This window comes from Streptomyces sp. NPDC050617 (genome assembly GCF_040654795.1).
Taxonomy (GTDB): Bacteria; Actinomycetota; Actinomycetes; order Streptomycetales; family Streptomycetaceae; genus Streptomyces.
Map to the genome: position 1 here is coordinate 129,176 of NZ_JBFAIS010000002.1, position 24,712 is coordinate 153,887.

Consider the following 24,712-nt stretch of genomic DNA (forward strand, 5'->3'; position numbering starts at 1 on the left):
GGCTGGTCCTGGAGGCCATGGCCGCCGACCCGGACGGCGACGCCCGCGCCGCCCGCCTGCCCGAAGCCGACCTGCGCGTCCTCCTGCCCGCGCGCTCCCCCGCCGAGCCGGTGACCGGGACGCTGCACGCGGCGTTCGAGGCGCGGGCCGCCGCCGCGCCCGGCGCGGTCGCGGTCGTCGCGGGCGGCGTCCGCCTCACCTACGCCGAGCTGGACGCGCGCGCCACCGCCCTCGCCCGCCGGCTGCGGGCCCTGGGCGTCGGCCCGGAGGACGTCGTCGGGGTCTGCCTCGACCGCGGGCCCGACCTGGTCCCGGCGCTGCTCGGCGTCGTCAAGTCCGGCGCCGCGTACCTGCCGATGGACCGGGAGCAGCCCGCCGCCCGGCTGGCGTTCATGACCGAGGACCTCTCGCCCCGCGCCATCGTCACGGACGCCGCGAACGCGGAGCTCGCGGGGACGGGGTACGACGGGCCGCTGGTCCTCGTGGACGGCGACGCGGCGGCCCCCGCCGGGGACGCGCCCGACCCGGAGCCGCCGGCCGTCCACCCCGACAACCTCGCGTACGTCATCTACACCTCCGGCTCCACCGGCCGCCCCAAGGGCGTCGGCGTGACCCACGCCAACGTCGCCCGGCTGCTGCGCGCCACCGAGGAGCGGCTCGCCCTGGACGGCGGGCAGGTGTGGGCGATGAAGCACTCGTACGCCTTCGACGTCTCCGTGATGGAGCTGTGGGCGCCGCTGCTGCGCGGCGGCAGCGTGGTGGTCGTACCGGCCGACGTCGCCCGCGACCCCGACGCGCTCCTCGACCTGCTGGTCGAGGAGCAGGTGACGGTGATGGAGAGTTCGCCGTCCGCGTTCCGGGGCATCGTCGCCGCCGTCGAGCGGGACGATCCGCGCGTGGACCGGCTGGCGCTGCGCACCGTCTTCTTCGGCGGCGAGAAGCACACCGGGGCGTGGCTCGCGCCGTGGACGGCGCGGTTCGGCGCGGACGGGCCCGAGCTGATCAATGTGTACGGGCCGACCGAGACCACCGTGCAGATCACCCACCACCGCGTCACCGCCGCCGACCTGGCGAACCCGGCGGGCATCCCGCTGGGCCTGCCGCTGTCCGACGCCCGCGCGCTGGTCCTGGACCGCGACGGCGGCCTGGCGCCGGTCGGGGTGGCCGGCGAACTGTGCCTGGGCGGGCCCGCGCTGGCCCGCGGGTACGCCCGCCGCCCGGCGCTGACCGCCGCGAGCTTCGTGCCCGACCCGTACGGGCCGCCCGGGTCCCGGCTGTACCGCACCGGCGACCTGGTGCGGGTGCTGCCGGACGGCGGCCTGGACTTCGTCGGCCGCGCCGACGACCAGGTGAAGATCCGCGGCTACCGCATCGAACTGGGCGAGATCCAGGCCGTGTTGGCGGCGCACCCGGCGGTCCGCGAGGCCGTCGTCGTGGCGGACACGTCCGCGCCGGGCGACCCCCGGCTCGTGGCGTACGCGGTGCCGCGCGAAGCGTCCGGGCAGCGGACGGACGGGCTACGGCCGGACGGGCAGCGGACGGACGGGCAGCGGGCGGCGGGGCTGCCGTCGGCCGCCGAGTTGGCCGGGCACTGCCGGGAGCGGCTGCCCGAGTACATGGTCCCCTCGGCGTTCGTCGCCCTGGAGCGGATACCGCTGACCGCCAACACCAAGGTGGACCTGCGGGCGCTGCCCGCGCCCGACTGGGCGGCGCTCGCCGCCGACCGCCCGTACACCGCGCCGCGCACCCCCGACGAGGAGCGGGCCGCGGCGATCTGGGGCGGCGTGCTGGGCCTGGAGCGGGTCGGCGTCGAGGACAGCTTCTTCGACGTGGGCGGCGACTCCATCAGCGCGGTGTCCCTGGTGGGGGCGTTGCGCGCGGCCGGGTTCGACGTGTCCGTACGGGACGTGTTCGACGCCCGTACGGTGGCCGGGCTGGTCGCGGCGGCGGGCGGCCGGGGCGCGGCGGCCGGGCCGCGGCGGGCCGTCGAGCCCTTCGCCCTGCTGACGCCCGAGGACCGGGCCGCGCTGCCCGCCGGGCTCACCGACGCGTACCCCGTCTCGCAGGGGCAGCTCGGCATCCTCGTCGAGATGCTCGCCGAGGCGGGCGGAAACAAGTACCAGAACGTCAACGCCTTCCGCATCAACGACAGTTCGCCCTTCGACGCCGATGCCCTGGAGCGGGCCGCGGGCATCCTGGCGGCCCGCCACGAAGTGCTGCGCACCGGCTTCGAACTCGCCGGCTACTCCGTTCCCCTGCAACTCGTGCACGCCGAGACCGCCATGCCGGTGACGGTGCGCCGCCTGGACGCCGCCCGCGCGGCCGACGCGGAGGCCCGCGACCGGGCCGTACGGGACTTCGTCGCGGAGCAGCGCTCCGCGCCCGCCGACATCGCCCGGCCCTCGCTGCTGCGCGTATCGGCGCTGGTGGGCGACGAGGGCGGCTGGTGGCTCGGGCTGGCGCAGAACCACGCGATCACCGAGGGCTGGAGCCACCACTCGCTCCTCGCGGAGCTGCTGGAGATCTACCAGGCGCTACGGGACGGCCGGCGGCCGGCCGAGCCGGAGCGGCCGGCCGTGCGGTACGCGGACTTCGTGGCCGCCGAACTGGAGGCGCTGGAGTCGGCCGACGACCAGGCGTACTGGCGGGGCGTCACCTCCGGGTACGAGCCGGTGCGGCTGCCCGAGGGGTGGGGCGACGGCGCGGCGGAGCCGGAGCCGTTCCTGGTGCGGGTGGCGTTCGCGGACGTCGAGCCCCGGCTGCGGGAGCTGGCCCGCGACGCGCGCGCCTCGATGAAGGCGGTGCTGCACGCCGCGCACCTGACGGTGCTCGGGCGGCTCACGGGGGACACGGCGTTCAGCGGGGGCCTGGCCATGGACGCCCGCCCGGAGGCGCTGGGCGCCGAACGGGTCCTGGGCATGCATCTGAACACGGTGCCGTTCGCCTTCGACCGGCGCGAGCGCACCTGGCGGGAGCTGGTGCGGGAGGTGTACGAGCGGGAGGCCGCGCTGTGGCCGCACCGGCGGTTCCCGCTGCCCGCGATCCAGCGCCAGGCGGGCCGCCGGCGGCTCGTGGAGATCGCCTTCAACTACCAGGACTACAAGCAGGTCGACACGGACCTGGTGGACGTCGGGGCGAGCACCGGCGACGGCTCGACGGAGTTCTCGCTGATCGTCACGACGCTCGGCGGCCATATCAGTCTGGCCACCCACACCGGGGTCCTCGGCCGCCGGGCGGCGGACCGGCTGGCGGCCGTGTACCGCTCGGTCGTCGAGGCGATGGCCGCCGACCCCAACGGCCGCGCCATTGCCGCGCTGCCGCCCGGCGAGGAGGAGGAGCTGCGGGCGTGGGGCGCCGCCGCGTCGAACGCGCCCGTGACGCGCTCGGTGCTGGACGTGTTCGCGGCACAGGCGGCGCGAACCCCGGAAGCCGTGGCCGTCTCAGCACCCGAACTCGCCATGAGCTACGGGGAGTTGGACGCCCGTTCCGACGCGCTGGCGGGCCGGCTGCGCGCGGCCGGGGCCGGGCCGGGGGCCGTGGTCGCCGTCTGCCTCGACCGGTCGCCCGTACTGCCGCTCGCCCTGCTGGCCGTACTGAAGTCCGGCGCGGCCTATCTGCCGCTGGACCCCTCCTACCCGGCGGCGCGGCTGGCCTTCATGCTCGCGGACTCGGGGGCGGCGGTGCTGCTGTCGGCGGACGACCCGGCCGGCGCCCTGCCCGAGTGGGACGGCCCGCGGATCGCCCTGGGAGCGCGCGGGGACGCGGACGGCGCCCCCGCGGACACCGGGTTCACCGCGCACGCCCCGCACCCGGACGAGCTGGCGTACGTGATGTACACCTCCGGCTCCACCGGCGCCCCGAAGGGCACGATGATCCCGCACCGCGGCGTCGTGCGGCTCGTCCACGGCACGGCCTGGCCCGGCGCGGGCCCCGGCGACGTCGTGGCGCACGCCGCGAGCCCGTCGTTCGACGCCGCCACCCTGGAGATCTGGGGCGCGCTGCTGAACGGCGCCCGGCTGGAGGTCCTGGACCGGGACACCGTCCTCGACGCCTCGTCGCTGGCCGACGCCCTGCGCACGCGCGGCGTCACCGTGCTGTTCCTGACGACGTCGCTGCTCAACCATGTGGTGCGCGCCGCGCCACACGCCCTCGCGACCGTACGGACCGTCCTGTTCGGCGGCGAGGCCGCGGACGCCGCGACCGTACGGGCCCTGCTGCGCGCGGGCGCGCCCGGCGCCCTGGTCAACTGCTACGGGCCGACGGAGAACACCACGCTCTCCGCCGTCCACCGCGTCACGGCGCTGGCCGACGACGCGCCGTCCGTGCCCATCGGCGGCCCCGTCGACCACTCCCGCCTGTACGTGCTCGACGCCGACCTGCGGATGGTCCCCGGCGGCGTGCCCGGTGAACTGTGCGTGGCCGGGCCGGGCCTGGCGCGCGGCTACCTCGGCCGCGCCGCCCTGACCGCGAGCCGCTTCGTACCGGACCCGTACGGCCCGCCCGGCGAGCGGATGTACCGCACCGGCGACACCGTCCGATGGCTGCCCGACGGCACGCTCGACTTCGTCGGCCGCGCGGACGGCCAGATCAAGCTGCGCGGCTTCCGCATCGAGCCGGGGGAGATCGAGGCCGCGCTCCTCGCCGACCCGGCGGTCGCCGCCGCGACGGTGCTGCTGCGCGAGGACACGCCGGGCTCCGCACAGCTGGCCGCCTACGTGGTCCCCGCGGACGGCAGCGCCCCCGAACCCGCCGCGCTGCGCGAGCGCCTGTCGCGCGCGCTGCCCGCGTACATGGTCCCAGCCGCGTACGTGCCGGTGGAGCGCATCCCGCTGACGCCCAACGGCAAGCTCGACGCCCGCGCCCTGCCCGTACCGGGGGACGCGGCCTTCGCGTCGGGCGGCGCCGGCACAGCCCCGCGCACCCCCGACGAGGAGCGGATCGCCGCGGTGTGGGCCGAAGTGCTGGGCCGGGAGCGGGTCGGCGCCGACGACAGCTTCTTCGACCTCGGCGGCGACTCGATCCGCGCGGTGTCCCTGGTCGGGGCGTTGCGCGCGGCCGGATACGACGTCGCGGTCAGCGAGGTCTTCGAGCACCGCACGGTGGCCCGGCTGGCGGCGGTCACCGCCGGCCGCGCCGGGCGGGCGCTGCGCTACGTCGAGCCGTTCGCGCTGATCGGCCCCGAGGACCGGGCGCTGCTCCCCGCCGGCGTCACCGACGCCTACCCGCTCTCGCAGCTCCAGACGGGCATGCTCGTCGAGCTGCTCGCCGAGTCGGGCGCGAACAACTACCACAACACCACCTCCTTCGACATCCACGACGGGCGCCCCTTCTCGCTGCCCGCCATGCGCGAGGCGGCCCGGCTGGTGGTGGCCCGGCACGAGTCCCTGCGGACCTCCATCGACCTGGACACGTACTCGGTTCCGCTGCAACTCGTCCACGAGAGCGCCGAGATGACCGTCCGGCTGCACGATCTGACGGGCCTGGCGCGGGGCGAGGTGGACCGCCGCGTCGCGGAGATCAGCACGGCGGAGCAGGCGGACCTCTTCGACGTCCGCACGGCCCCGCTGGTGCGGCTCGCGATGGCGCAAAGCGACTTCGGCTGGCGGATGTTCCTCAGCCTCAACCACACCGTCATCGAGGGCTGGGGCCACTACAACCTGTGGATGGAGCTGCTCACCGCCTACGCGACGGTCCGCGACGGCGGCGTGCCAAAGGAGCCCGAGCGGCCGCTCGTGCGCTTCGCCGACTTCATCGCCGCCGAGCACGCGTCGGTGGCCTCCGCCGAGGACCGCTCCTACTGGCAGGGCGTCGTACGGGACTACGCCCCGTTCACGCTCCCCGCCGCGTGGGGCGGCGACCCGCGGACCCCGGCGCGCCCGTTCTCCGTCACGCTCTCGCTGCACGACCTCCAGGACCGGCTGCGCGCCGTGGCGGCGGAGGCCGACGTGTCGGTCAAGAGCGTGCTGCTGGCCGCGCACCTGAAGGTCATGAGCCAGCTGACCGAGGAGTCGGACTTCCACACCGGGCTGGTCTGCGACTCCCGGCCCGAGGCGCCGGGCGCGGAGCGCGTGTACGGCATGTACCTCAACACGCTGCCCATCGCCCACCGGCGCGGGGCCCGCACCTGGCGCGAGTTGATCTCCCGGACCTTCGACCGGGAACTGGAGCTGTGGCCGCACCGCCGCTTCCCGCTGCCCGAAGTGCAGCGCCTCGCGGGCGGGCGGCGCGTCGTCGACGTGTTCTTCAACTACCTCGACTTCCGCCAGATCGACCGCGACCTCATGGACATCGGCAGCAGCATCCGCGAGGGCGGCACGGAATTCGCCCTGGCCGTCACCACCATGGCCGGCGAACTCGGCCTCCTGACCAACTCCCACGTCATGAGCCGGGAACGCGCCGAGCAGGTCGCCGCCATGTACCGGCTGGTGCTGGAGTCGATGGCCCGGGACCTGGACGGCGACGCGCTGGCGGCGTACCTGCCGCCGGACGAACGCCGGGCGCTGCTCTCCTGGAGCGCCGGGAGCATGGGGACGGAGGGGGCAGCGGGAGAGCCGGGCGCCCGCGGCCCGGCAGCCGTCGGCCCCGTGCCCGCGCCCGTGCACCAGCGCATCGCCGAGCAGGCGGCCCGTACGCCGGACGCCGTCGCCGTCGAGACGGCCGCGGCCGGTGCGGACGGCGCGGACGGCGCGGACGGCGCGCCGGCCATGACGTACGGGCGGCTCGACGCCGACGCCAACCGGTTCGCGCACCATCTGCTCGCCCTCGGGGTGTCGCGCGGCGACGTGGTGGCGGTGCTGACCGAGCGCGGGCCGCGGACACTGGTGGCGCTGCTCGGCGTGCTCAAGGCCGGCGCCGGGTATCTGCCGCTCGACCCCGAACAGCCCGCCGAGCGCCTCGCCCACCAGCTCGCCGACTCCGCGGCGCCCGTCCTCGTCGTCCCCGGCGAACCGGCGGGGGCCGTGCCCGAAACGGCGGCCCGGCTGGTCCGCCCCGACGGCGCGGACGCCGCGGCCGTCGCCGCCCGCCCCGCCACGGACCCCGAGGCGGCGGCGGGCCCCGACGACCTCGCGTACACGATCTACACCTCCGGCTCCACCGGCCGTCCCAAGGGCGTCCTCGTCACCCACGGCGGGCTCGCCAACTACCTGGACTGGGCGCTGGGCCACTACGGCATGGACGGCCGCGACGGCGCGCCGATGTTCGGCTCCTTCGCCTTCGACCTGGCCGTGCCCAGCTTCCTGCTGCCGCTGATCGGCGGCCGGAGCGTGACCATGCTGCCGGGCGGCGCGGCCCGCGAGGAGCTGCCGGAACTCCTCGGCGGCGAACGGGACTTCTCCCTCGTGAAGATCACCCCGGCCCATCTCGACCTGGTCTGCGCCGAGCTCGGCCCCGGCGCGGACGCGGCCCCCCGCGCGTCGGTCCGCACCTTCGTCGTCGGCGGCGAGGAGACCCACCCGGAGATGGCGGCCCGCTGGCGGCGCGTCTTCCCCGGCGCGCGCGTCGTCAACGAGTACGGGCCGACGGAGGCCGTGGTGGGCTGCGTCGTGCACGACGTCACCGACACCACGGACGCCTCCCGGCCGGTGCCGATCGGCCGCCCCATCACCGCGATGGAGGCGTACGTCCTGGACGCCGAGCTCCAGCCCGTACCGGTCGGGGTGCCCGGCGAACTCCTCCTGGGCGGCGCGGGGCTCGCCCGCGGCTACCACGGCCGTCCCGCGCTGACCGCCGAGAAGTTCGTGCCGCACCCCTACTCCGCCGAGCCCGGCGCGCGCCTCTACCGCACCGGCGACCTCGCCCGGTTCCGCCCGGACGGCGCCCTGGACTTCCTGGGCCGCCGCGACGACCAGGTGAAGATCCGCGGCTACCGCGTCGAACTCGGCGAGGTCGAGGCCGCGCTGCTGCTCGCACCGGGCGTCCGCGACGCCGCCGTACTGGCCCGCGAGGACCGGCCAGGCGAGCGCCGGCTGGTCGCCTACACCGTGCCGGAGGAGCCGGGGGCGGACCGCCCGCGGGCCGAGGAGCTGACCGCGCACCTGCGCCGCACCCTCCCCGCCTACATGATCCCCGCCGCCTACGTCACCCTCGACGCCCTGCCCCTCGCCTCCTCCGGCAAGACCGACCGCAAGGCGCTGCCCGCGCCCGGTTCCACCGGGCAGCAGCCGGCCGGCGTGCCGTACAGCGCGCCGCGCACGGCCACGGAGAAGACCCTCGCGGCGATCTGGGCGGAGGCCCTCGGCGTGCCGAGGGTCGGCACGGGCGACAGCTTCTTCGCCCTGGGCGGCGACTCGATCATGGTGCTGCCGCTGATCACCGCGGCCCGCAAGGCCGGGCTGACCGTGTCGCTGCGCACCCTGTACGAGAGCGAGACGCTCGGCGAACTGGCCGCGGCCGTCACGCCCGTACGCCCCGAACCGCCCGCGGCCGGATCGCCCGCAGACGGACCGGCCGCAGACGGACCGGCCGACGCCGACCCGGCGGACCTCGCGGCGGCGCTGCGGCTGGTCATGACCCACCAGGACCGGCTCGGCCTCCAGGTCCTGACGGGCGGCGCGCCCGCCGAACTCCCCTCCCCCGAGGAGGAGATGGCGCGCCACCGCGTGCCCGGCGCGGGCGTCGCGGTGATCCGGGACGGGGAGATCGCGGAGGTGCGCTCGTACGGGCTGCTGAGCGCGGACGGCGGGGAGCCGCTCACCGGGCGGACGCTGTTCCCCGCCGGTTCCATCAGCAAGCACGTGTCGGCACTGGCGGTCCTGCGGCTGGCGCGGGACGGGCTCATCGACCTCGACACGGACGTCAACGAGTACCTGACGTCCTGGCAGGCGCCCCGCTCGCGGACCCCCGTCACGGCGGCCGGGCTGCTGCGCTTCAGCGCGGCCGTCAACCACCCGCCGACCGACCTCGCCGACCACGGCTACCGACGCGGCGAGCCGCTGCCCACCGCCGCCGACGTGCTGCACGGCAGGCGGCCCGCGAAGACGCCGCCCGTACGCCTCGACGCGGAGCCGGGCACGGTGTTCCTCAAGAACAACGTGGCCTATACGGTCCTCCAGCAGCTCATGGAGGACGTCACCGGCACGCCGTTCCCGGAACTCGCCCGGCAGTTGGTCCTCGACCCCCTCGGGATGACGGCCAGCAGCTACCGGCCCGAGCACCCGGAGACCGCGGGCCGGCCGGTCGCCCTCGGCCACGACGAGCACGGCGTGCCGCTCGCCGACGGCTGGACCGCCTCCCCCGACCTGGCCGCCGCCGGCCTGTGGACCACCCCCGCCGACCTCGCCAAGGTCGCCGTCGAGATCCGCCGGGCCCACCGCGGCCTGCACTCCGAGGTGCTGACCCGCGACCTGGCGCGGCGGATGCTGACCGTCGCCGAACCGAGCCGGTTCTACGGCATGGGCAGCATCGTCGACGAGTCCGGCGGCGACCTGGACCACGGCCACACCGGGCGCACCGACGGCTACCGCTCGGCGATGCTCAGCCAGCTCGCCGCCGGCACCGGTGTGGTGGTCATGACCAACGCCGAGTCCGGGCGCGAGGTCATCAAGCGCGTACTGGCGTCGGTGCGCGACGAACGCGCGTGGGCGGAGCGGGGCGAGATGACCCGGCTCTGGGAGCGCGGACAGGTCAACCCGGACGCCCAGGACTGAGGCCGCGGGCGGCCGGCCGCCCGCGGAGACCCCGCCTCCGCCGCCCCCAGAGCCCTCGCCTCCGCCGAACACCCCCAGCACGGACCGACCCGAAAGGACGGGACACCATGGACCGGCCCGTACGCCGTCTCCTGTCGATCGACGACCTCACCGACGACGACCTGCGCTCCATCGTCGAGCGCGGCGTCCACTTCGCCTCCGGCGCGGGCGCCGGCGAACGGCCGCTGGCCGACTGTGTGGCCGGCGTCTACTTCCAGAAGACCTCCACCCGCACCCGTACCGCCTTCTCGGCCGGTGCGCTGCGCCTCGGCGCGCACATCGTGACGTACGGGCCGGCGGACCTCCAGACCAACACCGGGGAGACCGTGGAGGACACCGGCCGCGTCATGGCCCGGATGCTGGACGTCCTGGTGGCCCGCATCAGCGGGCCCGACGAGGACTTCCACGCCCTGTCCGGCGGCGGCCGGCTGCCCGTCGTCAACGCGATGGGCGCCGTCGAGCACCCCACCCAGGCGCTCACCGACCTCACCACCCTGCGGCAGCGTTTCGGGCGCGTGGAGGGGCTGCGCGTGCTGTACGTCGGCGAGGGCAACAACACCGCGAACGCGCTGGCCCTGGCCCTGGCCCGGTACCCCGGCTGCCATCTGGAGCTGCGCACCCCGCCCGGCTACGGGCTCGACGCGGGCGCCCGCGAACGGGCCCTGGCCACGGCGGCGCGGACCGGGACGCGCGTCGTGGAGCGGCACGACATGGCCGGACTGCCCCCGGACTTCGACGCCGTCTACACCACCCGCTGGCAGACCACCGGCTTCACCAAGCCGGACGAGGACTGGCGGGAGCGGTTCGAGCCGTTCCGCGTGACGCGCGGCCTGTGGCGGACCTCGCCCAAGGCCGTGTTCCTGCACGACCTGCCCGCGCACCGCGGCGAGGAGGTCGACGCGGACGTCCTGGACGGCCCGGCGAGCATCGCCTTCGAGCAGGCCGCGAACAAGATGTACTCGGCGATGGCGGTACTGGAGTGGTGCCGCCTCGGCCCGCGCGGCGGCACCGCGTGACGGCGGACGCCGACCGGGACCCGCGGCCGCCGCTGCGCCGCAACCGCGACTACGTCCTCCTGTGGACGGGCGCCGGGGCGACCCTGCTCGGCGCCCGCGTCAGCGGCATCGCCTACCCGCTGCTGGTGCTGTGGCAGAGCGGTTCGGCGACGGCCGCCGGGCTCGTGGGGTTCGCGGCGATGCTGCCCAGCCTCGTGGTGCAGCTGCACGCCGGGGCGCTCGTCGACCGGTTCGACCGGCGGCGGCTGATGATCCTGTGCGACCTGGGGTGCCTGCTGGCCACGGCGAGCGTCGCCGCGGCCGTCCTCACGGGGCATGTCCTGCTGCCGCACCTGATGGCCGCGGCCTTCGTCCAGGGCAGCCTGGCGATCTTCTACCGGCTGGCCGAACGGGCCGGGGTGCGCCACCTCGTACCGCCCGGCCAGCTGCCGCAGGCGCTCGGCGCCAACGAGGCGCGGGGGCAGGCCGCGGGGCTGCTGGGGGTGCCGGCGGGCAGCTTCCTGTACGCGGCGGCCCGCTGGTCGCCGTTCTCGGCGGCGGCGCTGGCGCACGCGATGTCGCTGGTCTCGCTGCTGCTGATCCGCAAGAACTTCCAGGACGCCCCGAGTCCCGGCCCGCCGGACGCCGCGCCCCCGCGCAAGCTGACGAAGGAGATCACAGAGGGCCTGGCCTGGACGTGGCGGCAGCCGTTCCTCCGCACCGTCATGATCCTGATCAGCGGCAGCAACCTGCTCTTCCAGGGCCTCTCGCTGGTCCCCATGGTGATCATCCACGAGTCGGGCGGCTCGGCCGCCGACATCGGCGTGATCACGGCCGTCAGCGGCGTCGGCGGAATGCTGGGCGCGCTGTCCGGGGCCTGGTGGATGCGCCGGGCGAACCTGCGGACGCTGGTGATCGGCTGCATGGCGGGGTGGGCGGTCATGATGCCGCTGGTCGCCTTCACGCAACGCCCGGTGCTGATCGGGCTGCTGTTCGCGCTGGCCGCGCACATCGGCGGCGTCTCGAACGTGGCGGGCGGCGTCTACCAGGTGCGGATCACCCCCGACGGGCTCCAGGGCCGGGTCAGCTCCGTCATGGGCGTACTGGGGCAGGGCGCCAACTCGCTGGGGATGCTGGCGGGCGGCGCGGCCCTGGACACGTTCGGAGCGAGCCGCACGGTGCTGGGGATCTCCGCCGCGATGGCCGTGATCGCGCTGCTCTCGTTCCTGCTGCCCGCGGTCGCCCGCGCCCCGGCCGACGAGGACCCCGCGGCAGCCGACGCCGCCGACGGCCCGGGGCCGCCCGGCCCAACCGACAACGCACTGGAGAGGAACGCGACATGACGACGACCGGGAGAGCCTGGGCGCCGCTGGAGATCGACCCGGCGACGGCCGACGCGCCGCCGACCCCCGAGGGGCTCCTCGACCACCTCAGCGACACCGACCTGACCGGCCGGCTGCTGCTCGACCACAAGGCGCTGGTCTTCCGCGGCTTCGGGGTGACGCCGCGGACCCTGACGCCGGTGCTGGAACTCCTGGTGCCGGGGCGGCTCGCGTACGTGCACGGGAACTCCCCGCGCACCAAGGTCGGCGACAACGTGTACACCTCCACGGAGTACCCGGCCCAGTTCACGATCTCCATGCACAACGAGCTCTCGTACGCGGACCGCTGGCCCTCGCGGCTGTGCTTCTTCTGCGAACGGGCGCCGGAGACGGGCGGGGCGACCCCGGTGCTCGACGGCGCCCACTGGCTGGACTCCCTCGACCCCGAGGTCCGGGAGGCGTTCGCACCGGGCGTGCGCTACGCGCAGAACCTCCACGGCGGCCAGGGCCTGGGCAAGAGCTGGCAGAGCACCTTCGAGACGGAGGACCGCGACGAGGTGGACGCCGTCCTGGACGCGGCGGGCGCCGACTGGACGTGGCGCCCCGACGGCGGCCTCCGCGTCAGCCGGCTCCGCCCCGCCACGGTCGAACACCCCGTCACCGGCGACCGCGTCTGGTTCAACCAGGCCGACCAGTGGCACCCCGCCTCCCTCGGCGAGGGGACCGCGGCCGACCTGGCCCGCCTCCTCCCCCCGGAGGAGCTCCCCCAGTCCGTCACCTTCGCCGACGGCTCTCCCATCCCCGACGCCTACGTGCTCCAGGCCCGCGACCGCGGCCTGGCCTCGGCCGTGGACGTCCCCTGGCGCGAAGGCGACCTCCTCCTCGTGGACAACGTCCTGGCGGCCCACGGCCGCCGCCCCTACACGGGGCCGCGGCGGGTGCTGGTGGCCATGTCGGACTGAGGGCGAGGCTTACCGCTACGGCTCCGGCACGGCCTGCACGTCGTGCACGTCGTGCCGGAGGCCAACCGGGGCTCCGCCTCCCGCCGGTTCGCCGCCTCGCGCCAGTTCGCCGCCCTCGTGGTCCAGGCGCTCCAGGTCCCCGGTACGGAGCGCCCGGCGCTGCCGCCCGCGCCCCGGCCGTCATCCGCGCTGCTCAAGACCGTGTAGGGCCCGGGGAATCCACCGCCTCCGCCGGTATCTCCAGCCGTACGAGCGTCGGCCCGCCCACCGGGCTGGAGATCAGCAGCCGGCCGTCCATCACCGCCAGCCGGTCCGCGAGCCCCAGCAGCCCCGTGCCCTTGGCCGTGTCCGCGCCGCCCTTCCCGTTGTCGCGGATCTGCACCACCAGGCAGTCGCCCGCCAGCTCCCCGCGCACCTCCGCCCGCCGCGCCCCGCTGTGCTTGGCGACATTCGCCAGCACCTCGCAGACCGCGAAGTACGCGGTGGACTCCACCGCCTCCGGCAGCCGGCCCGGCAGGGCGAATTCGACGTCCACCGGGACCGGCGACCGGTCCGCGACGTCGTGCACCGCGCTCGGCAGGCCCCGGTCGGTGAGCACCTGCGGGTGGATGCCCTGGATCAGCTCGCGCAGCTCCTCCAGGGCCAGGCCCGCCTGGTCCTGGGCCTTCGCGATCAGCCCGGCGGCCTCCTCGCCCTCGGACATCCCGGCCAGCCCCAGCAGCATCGTGAGCGCCACCAGCCGCTGCTGCGCCCCGTCGTGCAGATCGCGTTCGATGCGCCGGCGCTCCGCCTCGAAGGCGTCCACCAGCCGCGCCCGCGACCGGCTGACCTCCAGCAGCCGCTGCGAGAACTCCGCTTCCCGCCGCCCCAGCACCATCCGCGTCAGCGCCGCGCGGCCCCCCGCCACCACGCCCATCAGATAGCCCCCGGCGGGCAGCCACACCAGCCCGAGCAGCCCGGTGGCCGCCGCCTGCGGCAGGGAGGCGATGTGCCAGCCCGGCAGCAGCTGCACATGCCCGTTGACGCCCGCCGCCACCGTCCCCGCCTCGTACAGCACCCCTACGGGCAGCAGCAGGCCGAGGCCGAGCGCCGCCAGGTCCACGGGCCACAGCAGCAGGCAGAAGACGAAGAGGTAGCCCAGCTCCCGCCAGGTGACGGGTTCGCCGAGCCGGGTCCGGGCCCACGCCACAAAGCCGGGGCGCTCCGCCGCCGGGTGCGGATCGCGGACGGCCGGGCCGCCCAGCAGCCGGACCCGGTGCCGTTCCACCGCCCCCATCGGCACGCCGGCCAGGCAGATCGCGGCGAGCAGCGGAACGCCGATCAGCAGCACGGACAGCACCGTTCCGACCAGGACGAGGGCTAAGAGCAGCCCGAACGCGCCCGCGCCGCACACCGCCCCCGTCGCCAGGTACACGGCCGACCGCCACGGCCACCCCGAGCACAGATAGCCCCGGCGGCGCAGCGCCCGCCACACCCCCGGCTGCCCGTCCCGCGCGCCGCCCGCCGCCCCCTGCTCCCGCTCCATTGCGGAAACGATACGGACGGCCGCGTACTCCGTCCCGCGGTCCTGCCCCCGTAACGCGGTAGTGCCCGCCCTACCCCTCGCGGGATGGTCCAGCAGGTCAGTAGTGCCTGCCATACCCCCAAGACTCGTCCCTGCGGTAGTGCGGCGACCGGCCCCCCGCCGGTTTCCTGATACCCATGGACGCCAACGAACCGGTACAGCTCTTCTCCGTGTCGAGGAGCTACGGCACCAAGCCGAACTCGGTCACCGCCCTCGACAACGTGACCCTCTCCATCCCCAAAGGGTCGTTCACCGCCGTCATGGGCCCCTCCGGGTCGGGCAAGTCGACGCTGCTGCAGTGCGCGGCCGGCCTCGACCGGCCCACCGGCGGCCGGGTGGTGCTCGCCGGCACGGACCTGACCGGGCTGAACGAGACCGCGCTGACCCTGCTCCGCCGCGACCGTATCGGCTTCGTGTTCCAGTCCTTCAACCTCCTCCCCTCGCTCACGGCCGAGCAGAACGTCTCCCTCCCGCTGCGGCTGGCCGGCCGCAGGCCCGGCGGCACCGAGATCCAGGACGTGCTGGCGGCGGTCGGGCTCGGCGAGCGCGCCCGGCACCGGCCCGGCGAGCTCTCCGGCGGCCAGCAGCAGCGCGTGGCCATCGCCCGCGCCCTGATCGCCCGCCCGCAGGTGCTCTTCGCCGACGAGCCCACCGGCGCGCTGGACACCAGCAACTCCCGCGAGCTCCTCGCGATGCTGCGGGACATGGTCGACGACGGGCTGACCATCGTGATGGTCACGCACGACCCGGTGGCCGCCTCGTACGCGCACCAGGTGATCTTCCTGGAGGACGGCCGGATCGCGGGCCGCCTCGAAGGGCCGACGGCCGCGGAGGTGGCGGCCCGGATGACCCATATGGAAACGGCGCGATGCTGAGCATCGCCCTCGACACGCTGCGCAGCCGGTGGGCCGGGTTCGCCGGCACGTTCCTCGGGCTGCTGCTCGGGGTCGGCCTGCTGGCCACCGTCGGCGTGACGATGACGGGCTCCGCGAACAGCTCGGGGGACCGGCCGCTGCGCTACGCGGCGGCCCCCGTCGTGGTCCGGCCCGCCGGCGAACTGTCGGTGGTCAGCCGCGGCTACACCGACCGCCTGCCGCTGACGGATTCCCCCGGACTCCCGCCGCAGCTGGTCGCGAAGGTCGAGGGGACCGGTCGGACCACCGTCGACCGGACCTTCTACGCGCAGCTCGCCGGCGTACGGGCGAAGGACGGCGGCCACCCGGTCGGGCACGCCTGGTCCGCCGCCGCCTTCACCCCGTACCGGCTCACCGCGGGCAGGGCCCCCGCCGACAAGGGCGAGATCGTCGTCGGCGGCGGCGACCCCGCCCTCGTCGGCCACCGTACGAGCGTCCTCACCGCGCGCGGCGCGGCCACGTACACGGTGTCCGGCGTCACCGCGCCCGTCGCCTTCGAGCAGGCCGTCTTCTTCTCCGACGCCGAGGCCGCCCGCCTCTCGCCGCGCGTCGACGCCCTCGTCTCGCACGCCGACCCCGACGCCGTACGGCACGCGGTCGGCGGCGCCTCCTCGGCGACCGTGGGCAGGGTCGGCGCCGACCACTCCCCCGTGACTTCCGGCGTACAGGTCCTGACCGGCGACGACCGGCACGACGCGGACGCCGCCAAGGCCGAGGACGAGGCGGCGCTGCGCTCGGTCGACGGGCTGCTGGGGGTGGCCGGGGGCCTCGCCGCGTTCGTATCGGTCTTCGTGGTGGCCTCCACCTTCGCCTTCTCCGTCACCCAGCGCCGCCGCGAACTGGCCCTGATGCGCACGGCCGGGGCGACGCCGCGCCAGGTGCGCGCGATGGTCCTCACCGAGGCCGTCCTCGTCGGGACGGCGGCGTCCGGGCTCGGCGCGCTGCTGGGCGTGCCCGGCGGTCCGCTGCTCGCGAAGTGGCTGATCTCCCGTGGCCAGGCGCCGAGTTGGTACCACGTGTCGTTCTCCGGGTACGCCGTGCTCGCGGTCGTCGGGGCGTTCGTCGCCGGGGTGCTGGTGGCGGCGTGCGGCGCGGGCGTCGCGTGCTGGCGGGCCGGGCGCGTACGGCCCCTGGAGGCGCTTCAGGAAGCGGCGGTCGATCGCGAGTCGATGGCCGCCTGGCGCTGGGCGTGCGGCCTCGCGGCGCTGCTGCTCGGCGTGCTCCTGGTCGTCCTCACACCGCTCATCAACCCGCTGATCACGGTGGCGGCGGGCGAGGTCGTCGCCGGGGTGCTGGTCGTCGCCCTCGCGCTGCTCGCGCCCGCCCTGTCGAAGCCGCTGGTGCGCCTGGTGACCGGGCCGCTGACGTTCTTCACGCGCGGCGCGACCGTGCTGCTGGTGCGGCAGAACGCGCTGAGCGCCGCCCGCCGCACCGCCGCCACCGCGACCCCGGTCCTGGTCACCGTGGGTCTGGCCGCCGCCGTACTCGGCTCCGTCAGCACCCTGGACGCGGCCCGCGCCACCGAGCTGAGGCACTCCACGAGCGCCGACTTCACCGTCGTGCCGCACGGCACGACGGGCCTCAGCCAGCAGGCCGTCCAGCGGGTACGGGAGGTGCCCGGCACCCGCAGCGCGCCCGTCACCTCCGTGAACGTCTTCGGGCCGCAGCCCGGCGCGAACCTGGTCCAGTACACCGCGCAGATCGTCGACCCCGGCGACATCGGCTCCGTCTTCCACCTGCCGGTCGTCTCGGGGGACCTGAACGCGCTGCGCGACGACAGCATCGTCGTCGACGAGGAGTGGGGGAAGAAGGCGGGCGACAAGGTCCGGCTGTTCCTGCCCGACGGCGCCCCGGCCACCCTCACCGTCGCCGCCGTCGTCAAGAGCGGCGTCGGCGGCCACGCGGCGTTCCTGACCCCCGCCCACCAGGGCGCCGCGCTCGTCAGCCGCATCGACGTGAAGGTGCGGCCGGACGCGGACCCGGCGGCCGTGGCGGCGGGGCTGCGCCGGGCCGGCCGGGGCCTCGGCGCGCGGGCAGTCTCCAACGCCGACTGGGCCGACGCCGTCAACAGCGCCCAAGCCGCGCACAGTTGGCTGAACGCCGCCACGGTGCTGGCCGTCGCCCTCGTCTACACCGGCCTGTCGATCGTCAACACCCTCGTCATGGCCACCACGGCGCGCGGCCGGGAGATGGCGATGCTGCGCCTCTCGGGCGCCACCCGGCGGCAGGTGCTGCGGGCGATCGCGGGCGAGACGCTGACGGTCGTCGCGGTGGGCGTGGCCCTGGCCGCCGGGGTCGCGGTGCTGACGCTCACGGGCCTCGACGCGGCGCTGGGGTATCTGGTGGGCGGCAGTCCGGTCGTCGTGCCGTGGCTGCCGCTCGGGGCGATCACCGCGGCCTGCGGCGCCGCCGCGCTGCTGGGCACCGCGGTCGCGGCCCGGCTCGCGCTGCGGGCCCGGCCGATCGAGCTCGCGGGGGTGCGCGAATAGCCGGGCGCGGCCGCACGACACCGGCCGCCGCCGACGGACCCGTTCGCAGCTCCGTTCACGTCCCCGTTCCCAGTCCCGTCCCCAGCCCCGCTCACCGGCCCCGTTCACCGGCCCCGTTCACGGCGGCCAGGAGGAGACAGACATGGCGTCTTCGAGGAGACCCGACGGTCCGGAGGAGAACATGACGGCACACTCCCGGCCCGCGTCCGCCCCGGCGGACGGCCACCGCTGGTTCCGCAGGCACGCCCGCGCGGACGCGGCGCGGCTGCGGCTGGTCTGCTTCCCGCACGCCGGGGGCGCGGCCAGCCTCTTCCGCGACTGGCAGGGCGGCCTGCCGCTCGACGTCGAGGTCCTGGCGGCCCGCTACCCGGGGCGGCAGGACCGGTTCCGGGAACCGTGCATCACCTCGATGCCGCAGCTGTGCGACCGCATCGTGCAGGCGCTCCAGCCGTTCCTGGACACGCCGTTGGCGCTGTTCGGCCACAGCCTCGGGGCGAAGGTCGCGCACGAGGTGACGGCGCGGCTGGAGCTGCGCCACGGCGTCGGGCCCGTACGGCTCTTCGTCTCCGGCACCGGCCCCGCCCACCTGGCGACGGCCACCGCACCGGCCGCCCTGGACGACGCGCGGCTGATGGCGCACACCCGCCGGCTGGGCGCGGCCAACGCGCACCTGCTCGACGACCCGGAACTCGCCGCCCTGCTGCTGCCGTCGCTGCGCGGGGACTACGAACTCGCCGCGGGCTACCGGCCGACCCGCGCCCAGCTGACGCGCGTACGGGCCCCGATCACCGCGTTCACCGGCGACCGCGACCCGCTCACCCCGCTCGCGGACGTACTGGCCTGGGCGGAGCTGACCCGCGGCGGCTTCGACCATCTCGTCTTCCCCGGCGGGCACTTCTACCTGGAGCCGTGGCGGGCGGCCGTCCTCGACGAGATCGCGGCCGCCCTGCCGCTGCCGTACGTCCCCCTCCAGCCGACGCAGACCGATCAGGCGGCGACGGCCTCGCCGAGCGGTGGGCGCGCGGAGAGCCGGGCCGAGGGCCGGGCGGAGGACTGTGCGCGGGACTGCTCCAGGAGCGACAGCTGTACGAGCGGGTGAACCCGGTAGCGCAGCCGCCCGTCGCCGTCCACGGAGCCGACGTCCAGGAGGCGGCTCTCGACGACCGCGCCCAGCGCCTGCTCGGCCTCGTCCGGCGAGGTCCCGAGCAGGGCGGCGACGGCGGGCGCCGAGATGTCCGGCGTGCCGAGGGCGGCCACCGCCGCGCACGCCCGCCGGGCCTCCGCGCCGAGCCCCCGCCAGGCGGAGCGCAGCGCGGCCCGCACATCGAGGCCGCCCAGGCGCAGTTCGTCCAGGCGGCGGGCCGGGTCGGCGAGCCGGTCGGCGAACGCGTCGAGCCGCCGGTGCGGCTGGGCGAGGAGCCGGCCGCCGCACACCCGCACGGCGAGCGGCAGCAGCCCGCAGCTCTCCACGATGCGCAGCGCGGCCTCCGGTTCCCGCGCGACGCGCTCCGCCCCGGCGACGGCGGCCAGCAGGCCGAGCGCCTCGGCGGCGGCGAACGGCCCGAGCCGCACCACATGGGTCCCCTCCAGCGCGGTGAGCGGGCCACGGCTGGTGATCACGGCGCGGCACGGCCCCGCACCGGGCAGCAGGGCCCGCAGGTACGCGTCGGCGGCGGCCCCGTCGAGGTTGTCGAGCACGACGAGCGCGGACCGCTCGGCGAGGGCCGCGCGGTAGAGGCGGGTCCGCTCGGTCAGGGCGGCGGGGATGTCGCCGGGCGCGTGGCCGAGGGCCCGCAGGAAGGCGGCGAGTACGTCCGCGGGCCCGCGCTCCGCGGCGAGGTCGGCGTAGAGCTGCCCGCCGGGGAACGCGGCCCGGCTCAGCGCGCCCGCCCGCACCGCCAGCGCGGACTTCCCGGCGCCGGGCATGCCGGTGACCACGATCCGCTGATGGCGGCGGGGAGCGCCGCCCGCCGCGGGGCGCAGCACGGAGACGATGTCGGCGAGGTGTTCGTCGCGGCCGGTGAAGTCGGGGGCGGCGGCCGGCAGCATGGCGGGCACGGCCGGCGCCCGCTCGCCGACGGTGACGGGACCGCGCGGGCCGGGCCGCCGCGGCGGTACGGGCGCGAGGCCGCCCGTCAGGATGGACTGGTACGTCTCGCGCAGCACCGGCCCCGGATCGATGCCCAGCTCCTCGCGGAGCAGCCGCCGCCCCTCCTGGTGCACGGCGAGCGCGTCGGCCTGCCGCGCGCACCGGTACAGGGCGCTCATCAGCTGCGCCCGCAGCTGCTCGCGGAGCGGGAAGTCGGCGACGAGACGGGTGAGTTCGGGGACCAGCCGGGCGTGCCGGCCGAGTTCGAGGTCGGCCTCGATGCGCCCCTCCAGCGCGGACATCCGCGCCTCCTCCAGGGCGGGCAGTTCGGCGCTCTCCAGGAATTCGGCGACATTGGAGAGCGCGGGCCCGTGCCACAGGTCCAGCGCGGACCGCAGCCGGGCCGCCGCGCTCTCGTACTGCCCGGCCGCGAGGTCGCCGTGGCCGAGCGCCGCCCGCTGCTCGAATTCGGTGAGGTCGAAGCGGGCGGTGCGGGTGTCGAGGACATATCCGGGGTGGCGCCGCCGGAGTTCCACGCCGGGGCCGAGCCGTTTCCGGAGCCGGGATATGTACGTGTAGATCTGCGAGGTGACGGTGGCCGGCGGCCGCAGCCCCCAGAGCAGTGTGCTGAGCCGGGAATCCGGCATCATGCGGCCCCTCGCGAGCAGGAGCGCGGCGAGCATGGTGCGCTGCTTCTCCCCGTCGAGGGGGATCTCGACGCCGTCGAGCGCCACGCTGAGCGGTCCCAGAACGCGGAATTCCATTTGCCACCCCGTATAAGCGAAAGAGCGAAACTGAATGAGCCGCCGCCCGGCGCCGGTCGGTGCACCGGTCAAGGCCCGTAGGACCACCCGGAATTCACGCCGATTCGGTGGTCGCCGCTGGGGACAGTAGCGCGCGGGAGTTTCGGGGCCTTATCAGGCCGATATGCGGTGGCCGATATGCGATGAGGGCGCGGGGGTCAGGGCCGGGGGCGGGGGCGGGGTCGGGGGGCGGGTCGGGGGCGGGAGAGCTCGCCCGCCCCCTGCCGAAACGCTCAGGCGGAGCCCCCGTCGGCCACCGCCAACGGCGCCCCCGCCTCGGGCGAGGACTCCAGCGCCGCCAGTCCCTCCGCCGCCCGGCGCGTCCACAGCGAGGACCCCAGCCCCTGGAAGAGCGCACCGGCCCGCCCATAGTGACGGCGCGCGTCCGCCACGTCGTGCGACTCGGCGCGGACACACCCCTGCGCCAGATGGATACGAGCCAGTACGAAAGGATTCTGCGTACGCGACGCGACCGCCGCCGCCTCGTCCAGCACGGCCCGCGCCTCGTCGAACGCCCCCGCCGCCAGCCGGCTCTCGCCGATGCCCAGGAGCGCGTGCGCCTCGCCGAGCGCGTCGTGCTTCTCCCGGACGATCCGCAGCACCTCGCGGGAGCACAGCTCGGACTCGTCCAGCCGCCCCTGGCTCCGGTAGGCCCCGGCCAGGGTGTTGAGCGCCTGCGCCAGGGCCCGCGTCTCGCCGATCGCCTCGGCGACCCGCACCGCCTCGCGCGCCCGGCGCTGCGCCGCGCCCGGCCGGCCGAGCTCCAGGTCGATCTGGGCGAGGTTGCGCAGCGCGTGGGACCGGGCGGAGTCGTCGCCCATGGCGCGGAAGGTGGCCAGCGCGTCGGTGAGCCGCTCGCCGGCCGCGTCCAGGTCCCCCCGCACGCGGTCGATGATGGCCAGGTTGCGCAGCACGAGCGCCCGGCCGTGCCGCTCCCCGGTCCGTACGAACGCGGCGAGCGCCTCGGAGAAGTAGGACACGGCCTCCTGGTAGCGCTGCTGGAACAGCTCGGTGGAGCCCAGTTCGTAGAGCATCACGGCCTCGCCGCGCCGGTTGCCGGCCCGCCGGGCGGCGGTGAGCGCGCTGTACGCCGAAGTCCGCCAGTCGCAGAGGTAGTTGCGGGTCTCGAAGAGCACGGAGGCGCAGCTGACCAGGCCCCAGGCGATCTCGTCCATGCCGAGCCGGCCGGCCTGCTCGATCGCGGCAGTCAGGGAGCGCCGCTCGGTCTCGAACCAGTCCAGGGGCGAGCGCAGCAGCGCGTCGAGCACGCCGGAGCCGGGCGGCCGGCGGGGCGCGGTGGCGTGCAGGATGGCGTAGTCGCCGCCGTACTCGCGCCGGTGCGCCTCCTCGGCGAGGGTCAGCCAGGTGCGGAACACCCGTTCCAGGGCGGCCCGTTGGGCGGCGGGCGGCTCTCCGGAGCAGGCGCGTTCACGGGCGTACAGGCGCAGCAGGCTCTGGAAGCGGTAGCGGAGCGCGCCCGTGGCGTCGGTCCCGACGACCTCCAGGAGCTGTACGTCCACGAGTCGCTCGATGAGCCGCTCCGCATGGGGCACGCCGATGTCCAGGAGGGCGGCGCCCACCCAGCTCGTGAAGTCGGGCAGGTCCAGCAGGCCGAGCCGGCGGTACATCTGCGCGGCGTCGCGTTCCAGATAGCGGTAGCTGAGCTGGAAGCCGGTGCGCACCTCCAGCTCGCCGTAGCTGAGTTCGTCGAGCCGGCGGCGTTCGTTGGCGAGGAGTTCGACGAGGCGGCGGACCGTCCAGTGCGGCTTGGAGGCGAGGCGGGCGGCGGCGATGCACAGGGCGAGCGGCAGCCGGTCGCACAGGTCGGCGAGTTCGGCGCCCGCCGCCGCGTCGGCCCGTACCCGCCCGTCGCCGACCAGCCGGTCCAGGAGCCGGACGGCCTCGGCGCGGTCGAGCAGCGACACCGGGACGGTGACGACGCCGTGGTCGGCCATGAGCTCGCCGAGGGATTCGCGGCTGGTCACCAGCGTGGCGGAGCGGCCGCTGCCGGGCAGCAGGGGCCGGACCTGGGCGAAGGAGGAAACGTTGTCGAGGACCACCAGCACCCGGCGGCCGGCGAGCAGGGAGCGGTACAGCGAGGCGCGCTCCTGCACGTCGACGGGGATCTCCTGGCCGGGCACGCCGAGCGCGCGCAGGAACTGTCCGAGCACGTCCTCGGGGCGCAGCGGTCCAGGCCGCCCGCCCGACTGCTCACCTTGCGGCCCGCCCCGCACCTGCTCGCCTTGCGGCCCGCTCGACTGTCCGCCCCCCGTCTGCCCGTCTTGCCGCCCGCTCGACTGGTCGTCCTGCCGTCCGCTCGGCTGCTCGCCCGGCTGCCCGCCCTGTCGCCCGTCGTATCCGGTGAGGTCGGCGAAGAGCACGCCGTCCGGGAAGTCGGCGGCCACCGAGTGCGCCCAGTGGACCGCGACGCAGGTCTTGCCGACGCCGGCGGGACCGGTGATGAAGCCGACCGAGGGCCCGCCCGCCGTCGAGGGTCTGCGCCGTAACGGGCCGAGCGCCGCCGTCTCCGCTTCCCGCCCGGTGAACGCGGCGACGTCGCGCGGGAGTTGGGCGGGCCGGGTGTGCGGCCGGGCGCGCGGCGCGCCTCCGGCATCGTCCCCGGCGCCGGGGACGGCGGTCGCGGCGGGCGGCTGGGGCGCCGGGCTCTTGGCGCCGCGCAGGATCGCGTGGTGCAGTTCCTGGAGCGCCGGGCCCGGTTCGAGCCCCAGCTCGGCGACGAGCTGGCGGCGCCCCTCGCGGAACGTCTCCAGCGCCTCCGCCCGCTGCCCGGCCCGATGCTGGGCCAGCATCAGCTGGAGCCGCAGCCCCTCGCGCAGCGGGTGGTCGCGGACCAGGGCGGCCAGCTCGCCGGGGACGGCCTGGTGATGGCCGAGCCGCAGACGGAAGGCGGCGCAGTTCTCGTACGCGACGAGCCGGCGCTCCTCCAGTTGGGCCGCCTCGTCCTCGACGGTGCGGCCGCCGACCCCGGCCGCCGCGCCGCCCTGCCAGAGGGCGAGCCCCCGTTCGAGGAGCTCGACCGCGGCCCCGATGTCGTGGGCGCGGGCGGTCCGCTCCGCCCGCTCGACCAGGGACGTGAACTCCATCGCGTCGACGCGGTGCCCCTCGGCGAGGAATCGGTAGCCGGGGTGTTCGGTGATAATCACGTCGCCGGGCATTCCGGCGCCCCGGAAAATCTTGCGCAATCGCGCAACGCAGATCGCGACCTGCGTTCTCGCCGTGGTCGGCGGCTTCCCTTCCCAGACCTCCTCCACCAAAGCGTCGACGGGCACGACCGCGCCCATGGCCAGCACCAGCATGACGAATATCGTTCGTTGCCGCGGGCCACCAATCGGCACGGGTTTCCCGCCGCCGGTTACCGACAGCGGTCCCAGAAGTCTGATGTCGAGAGTCGTGCCCGGCTCACTGCCCACTGTTCCCCTCCCCCGTACGACCTGAAGCCGACACGGAGGGCAGCGCGCAGCGCTCGGCCCCCGCCCGGCTCCACTCGCCCAGACCTTACGTGCGCACCAGACCCAGGGGAAGAATAATTTCCTAGACCATGCACCTAACCGGAATGCTCCCATTCCAGATGCACGGACAGAAACAGCGGACAGAAACGGCGGCACAGCCCGAACGGAAGATTCAAGGTTTGGCAAAAACAAGGCGTCCAGTACACCTACCCGCTGCCCGAGCGCTTCTCGGCGACGGCCGCCAAATGAAAACGGAACGATAAAGCGGCGAAGGAACCGCTTTCTATGGTGACGGCTGACAGTACCGACCGTTACCAACCGAAGCGAGAAAGGCCGCCGACATGCCCGCGCAGCGAACGAACATCACGGATGTCACGGACATCGCAGACACGACCCACACCGCCGGTTACGCCGACAA

At 75.4% G+C, this 24,712-nt stretch carries 11 protein-coding genes (1 of these 11 only partly in view); 8 read left to right on the forward strand and 3 right to left on the reverse strand.

The window, feature by feature from the left end; genetic code table 11:
* The 5 genes from AB0I49_RS03170 to AB0I49_RS03190 all read left to right on the forward strand — a co-directional run.
* Positions 1 to 9,647: the 3' portion of a non-ribosomal peptide synthase/polyketide synthase gene (locus AB0I49_RS03170; protein ID WP_363225073.1), read on the forward strand. 14,386 nt of this gene lie to the left of the window's left edge; only the last 9,647 of its 24,033 coding nucleotides appear in the window; its start codon lies beyond the left edge, outside the window; it ends in the stop codon at positions 9,645 to 9,647.
* Positions 9,648 to 9,754: 107 nt separating this feature from the next.
* On the forward strand, positions 9,755 to 10,702 hold the full coding sequence (locus AB0I49_RS03175; protein ID WP_363225074.1) for an ornithine carbamoyltransferase: 948 nt from the start codon (positions 9,755 to 9,757) through the stop codon (positions 10,700 to 10,702).
* The gene (locus tag AB0I49_RS03180) at positions 10,699 to 12,024 is read left to right on the forward strand and encodes an MFS transporter (RefSeq protein ID WP_363225075.1); all 1,326 of its coding nucleotides are present in this window, start codon (positions 10,699 to 10,701) and stop codon (positions 12,022 to 12,024) included. Before AB0I49_RS03175 ends, AB0I49_RS03180 begins: the two co-directional genes overlap by 4 nt.
* The gene (locus AB0I49_RS03185; RefSeq protein WP_363225076.1) at positions 12,021 to 12,965 is read left to right on the forward strand and encodes a TauD/TfdA family dioxygenase; all 945 of its coding nucleotides are present in this window, start codon (positions 12,021 to 12,023) and stop codon (positions 12,963 to 12,965) included. Before AB0I49_RS03180 ends, AB0I49_RS03185 begins: the two co-directional genes overlap by 4 nt.
* Before the next feature lie 42 nt (positions 12,966 to 13,007).
* Positions 13,008 to 13,172, forward strand: coding sequence for a hypothetical protein (locus AB0I49_RS03190; RefSeq protein ID WP_363225077.1), 165 nt, complete (start codon positions 13,008 to 13,010; stop codon positions 13,170 to 13,172).
* Here AB0I49_RS03190 and AB0I49_RS03195 read toward each other — a convergent pair.
* On the reverse strand, positions 13,159 to 14,490 hold the full coding sequence (locus AB0I49_RS03195; RefSeq protein ID WP_363225078.1) for a sensor domain-containing protein: 1,332 nt from the start codon (positions 14,488 to 14,490) through the stop codon (positions 13,159 to 13,161). The genes AB0I49_RS03190 and AB0I49_RS03195 overlap by 14 nt on opposite strands.
* Positions 14,491 to 14,666: 176 nt before the next feature.
* Between AB0I49_RS03195 and AB0I49_RS03200 the strand changes: the two genes are divergently transcribed.
* The 3 genes from AB0I49_RS03200 (at position 14,667) to AB0I49_RS03210 (ending at position 19,031) form a co-directional block, all read left to right on the forward strand.
* Positions 14,667 to 15,404, forward strand: a complete 738-nt coding sequence (locus AB0I49_RS03200) for an ABC transporter ATP-binding protein (protein WP_363225079.1) — start codon at positions 14,667 to 14,669, stop codon at positions 15,402 to 15,404.
* Entirely contained in the window at positions 15,398 to 17,932 is a 2,535-nt protein-coding gene (locus AB0I49_RS03205) for an ABC transporter permease (protein ID WP_363225081.1), read from the forward strand. Before AB0I49_RS03200 ends, AB0I49_RS03205 begins: the two co-directional genes overlap by 7 nt.
* A gap of 181 nt (positions 17,933 to 18,113) precedes the next feature.
* A complete protein-coding gene (locus AB0I49_RS03210; RefSeq protein ID WP_363225082.1) occupies positions 18,114 to 19,031 on the forward strand; it encodes a thioesterase domain-containing protein in 918 nt (305 codons plus the stop codon).
* Here AB0I49_RS03210 and AB0I49_RS03215 read toward each other — a convergent pair.
* On the reverse strand, positions 18,920 to 20,785 hold the full coding sequence (locus AB0I49_RS03215) for a BTAD domain-containing putative transcriptional regulator (protein ID WP_363225083.1): 1,866 nt from the start codon (positions 20,783 to 20,785) through the stop codon (positions 18,920 to 18,922). The genes AB0I49_RS03210 and AB0I49_RS03215 overlap by 112 nt on opposite strands.
* Positions 20,786 to 21,057: 272 nt before the next feature.
* Positions 21,058 to 24,408, reverse strand: a complete 3,351-nt coding sequence (locus tag AB0I49_RS03220) for a BTAD domain-containing putative transcriptional regulator (protein ID WP_363225084.1) — start codon at positions 24,406 to 24,408, stop codon at positions 21,058 to 21,060.
* Positions 24,409 to 24,712: the final 304 nt, after the last annotated feature.

Bases quoted from the DNA above. Each gene is read 5' to 3' on its own strand.
- AB0I49_RS03185 (WP_363225076.1), top strand. From the start codon at position 12,021: ATGACGACGACCGGGAGAGCCTGGGCGCCGCTGGAGATCGACCCGGCG.
- AB0I49_RS03195 (WP_363225078.1), bottom strand. From the start codon at position 14,490: ATGGAGCGGGAGCAGGGGGCGGCGGGCGGCGCGCGGGACGGGCAGCCG.
- AB0I49_RS03205 (WP_363225081.1), top strand. From the start codon at position 15,398: ATGCTGAGCATCGCCCTCGACACGCTGCGCAGCCGGTGGGCCGGGTTC.
- AB0I49_RS03220 (WP_363225084.1), bottom strand. From the start codon at position 24,408: ATGGGAGCATTCCGGTTAGGTGCATGGTCTAGGAAATTATTCTTCCCC.
- AB0I49_RS03175 (WP_363225074.1), top strand. From the start codon at position 9,755: ATGGACCGGCCCGTACGCCGTCTCCTGTCGATCGACGACCTCACCGAC.
- AB0I49_RS03210 (WP_363225082.1), top strand. From the start codon at position 18,114: ATGACGGCACACTCCCGGCCCGCGTCCGCCCCGGCGGACGGCCACCGC.
- AB0I49_RS03200 (WP_363225079.1), top strand. From the start codon at position 14,667: ATGGACGCCAACGAACCGGTACAGCTCTTCTCCGTGTCGAGGAGCTAC.
- AB0I49_RS03215 (WP_363225083.1), bottom strand. From the start codon at position 20,785: ATGGAATTCCGCGTTCTGGGACCGCTCAGCGTGGCGCTCGACGGCGTC.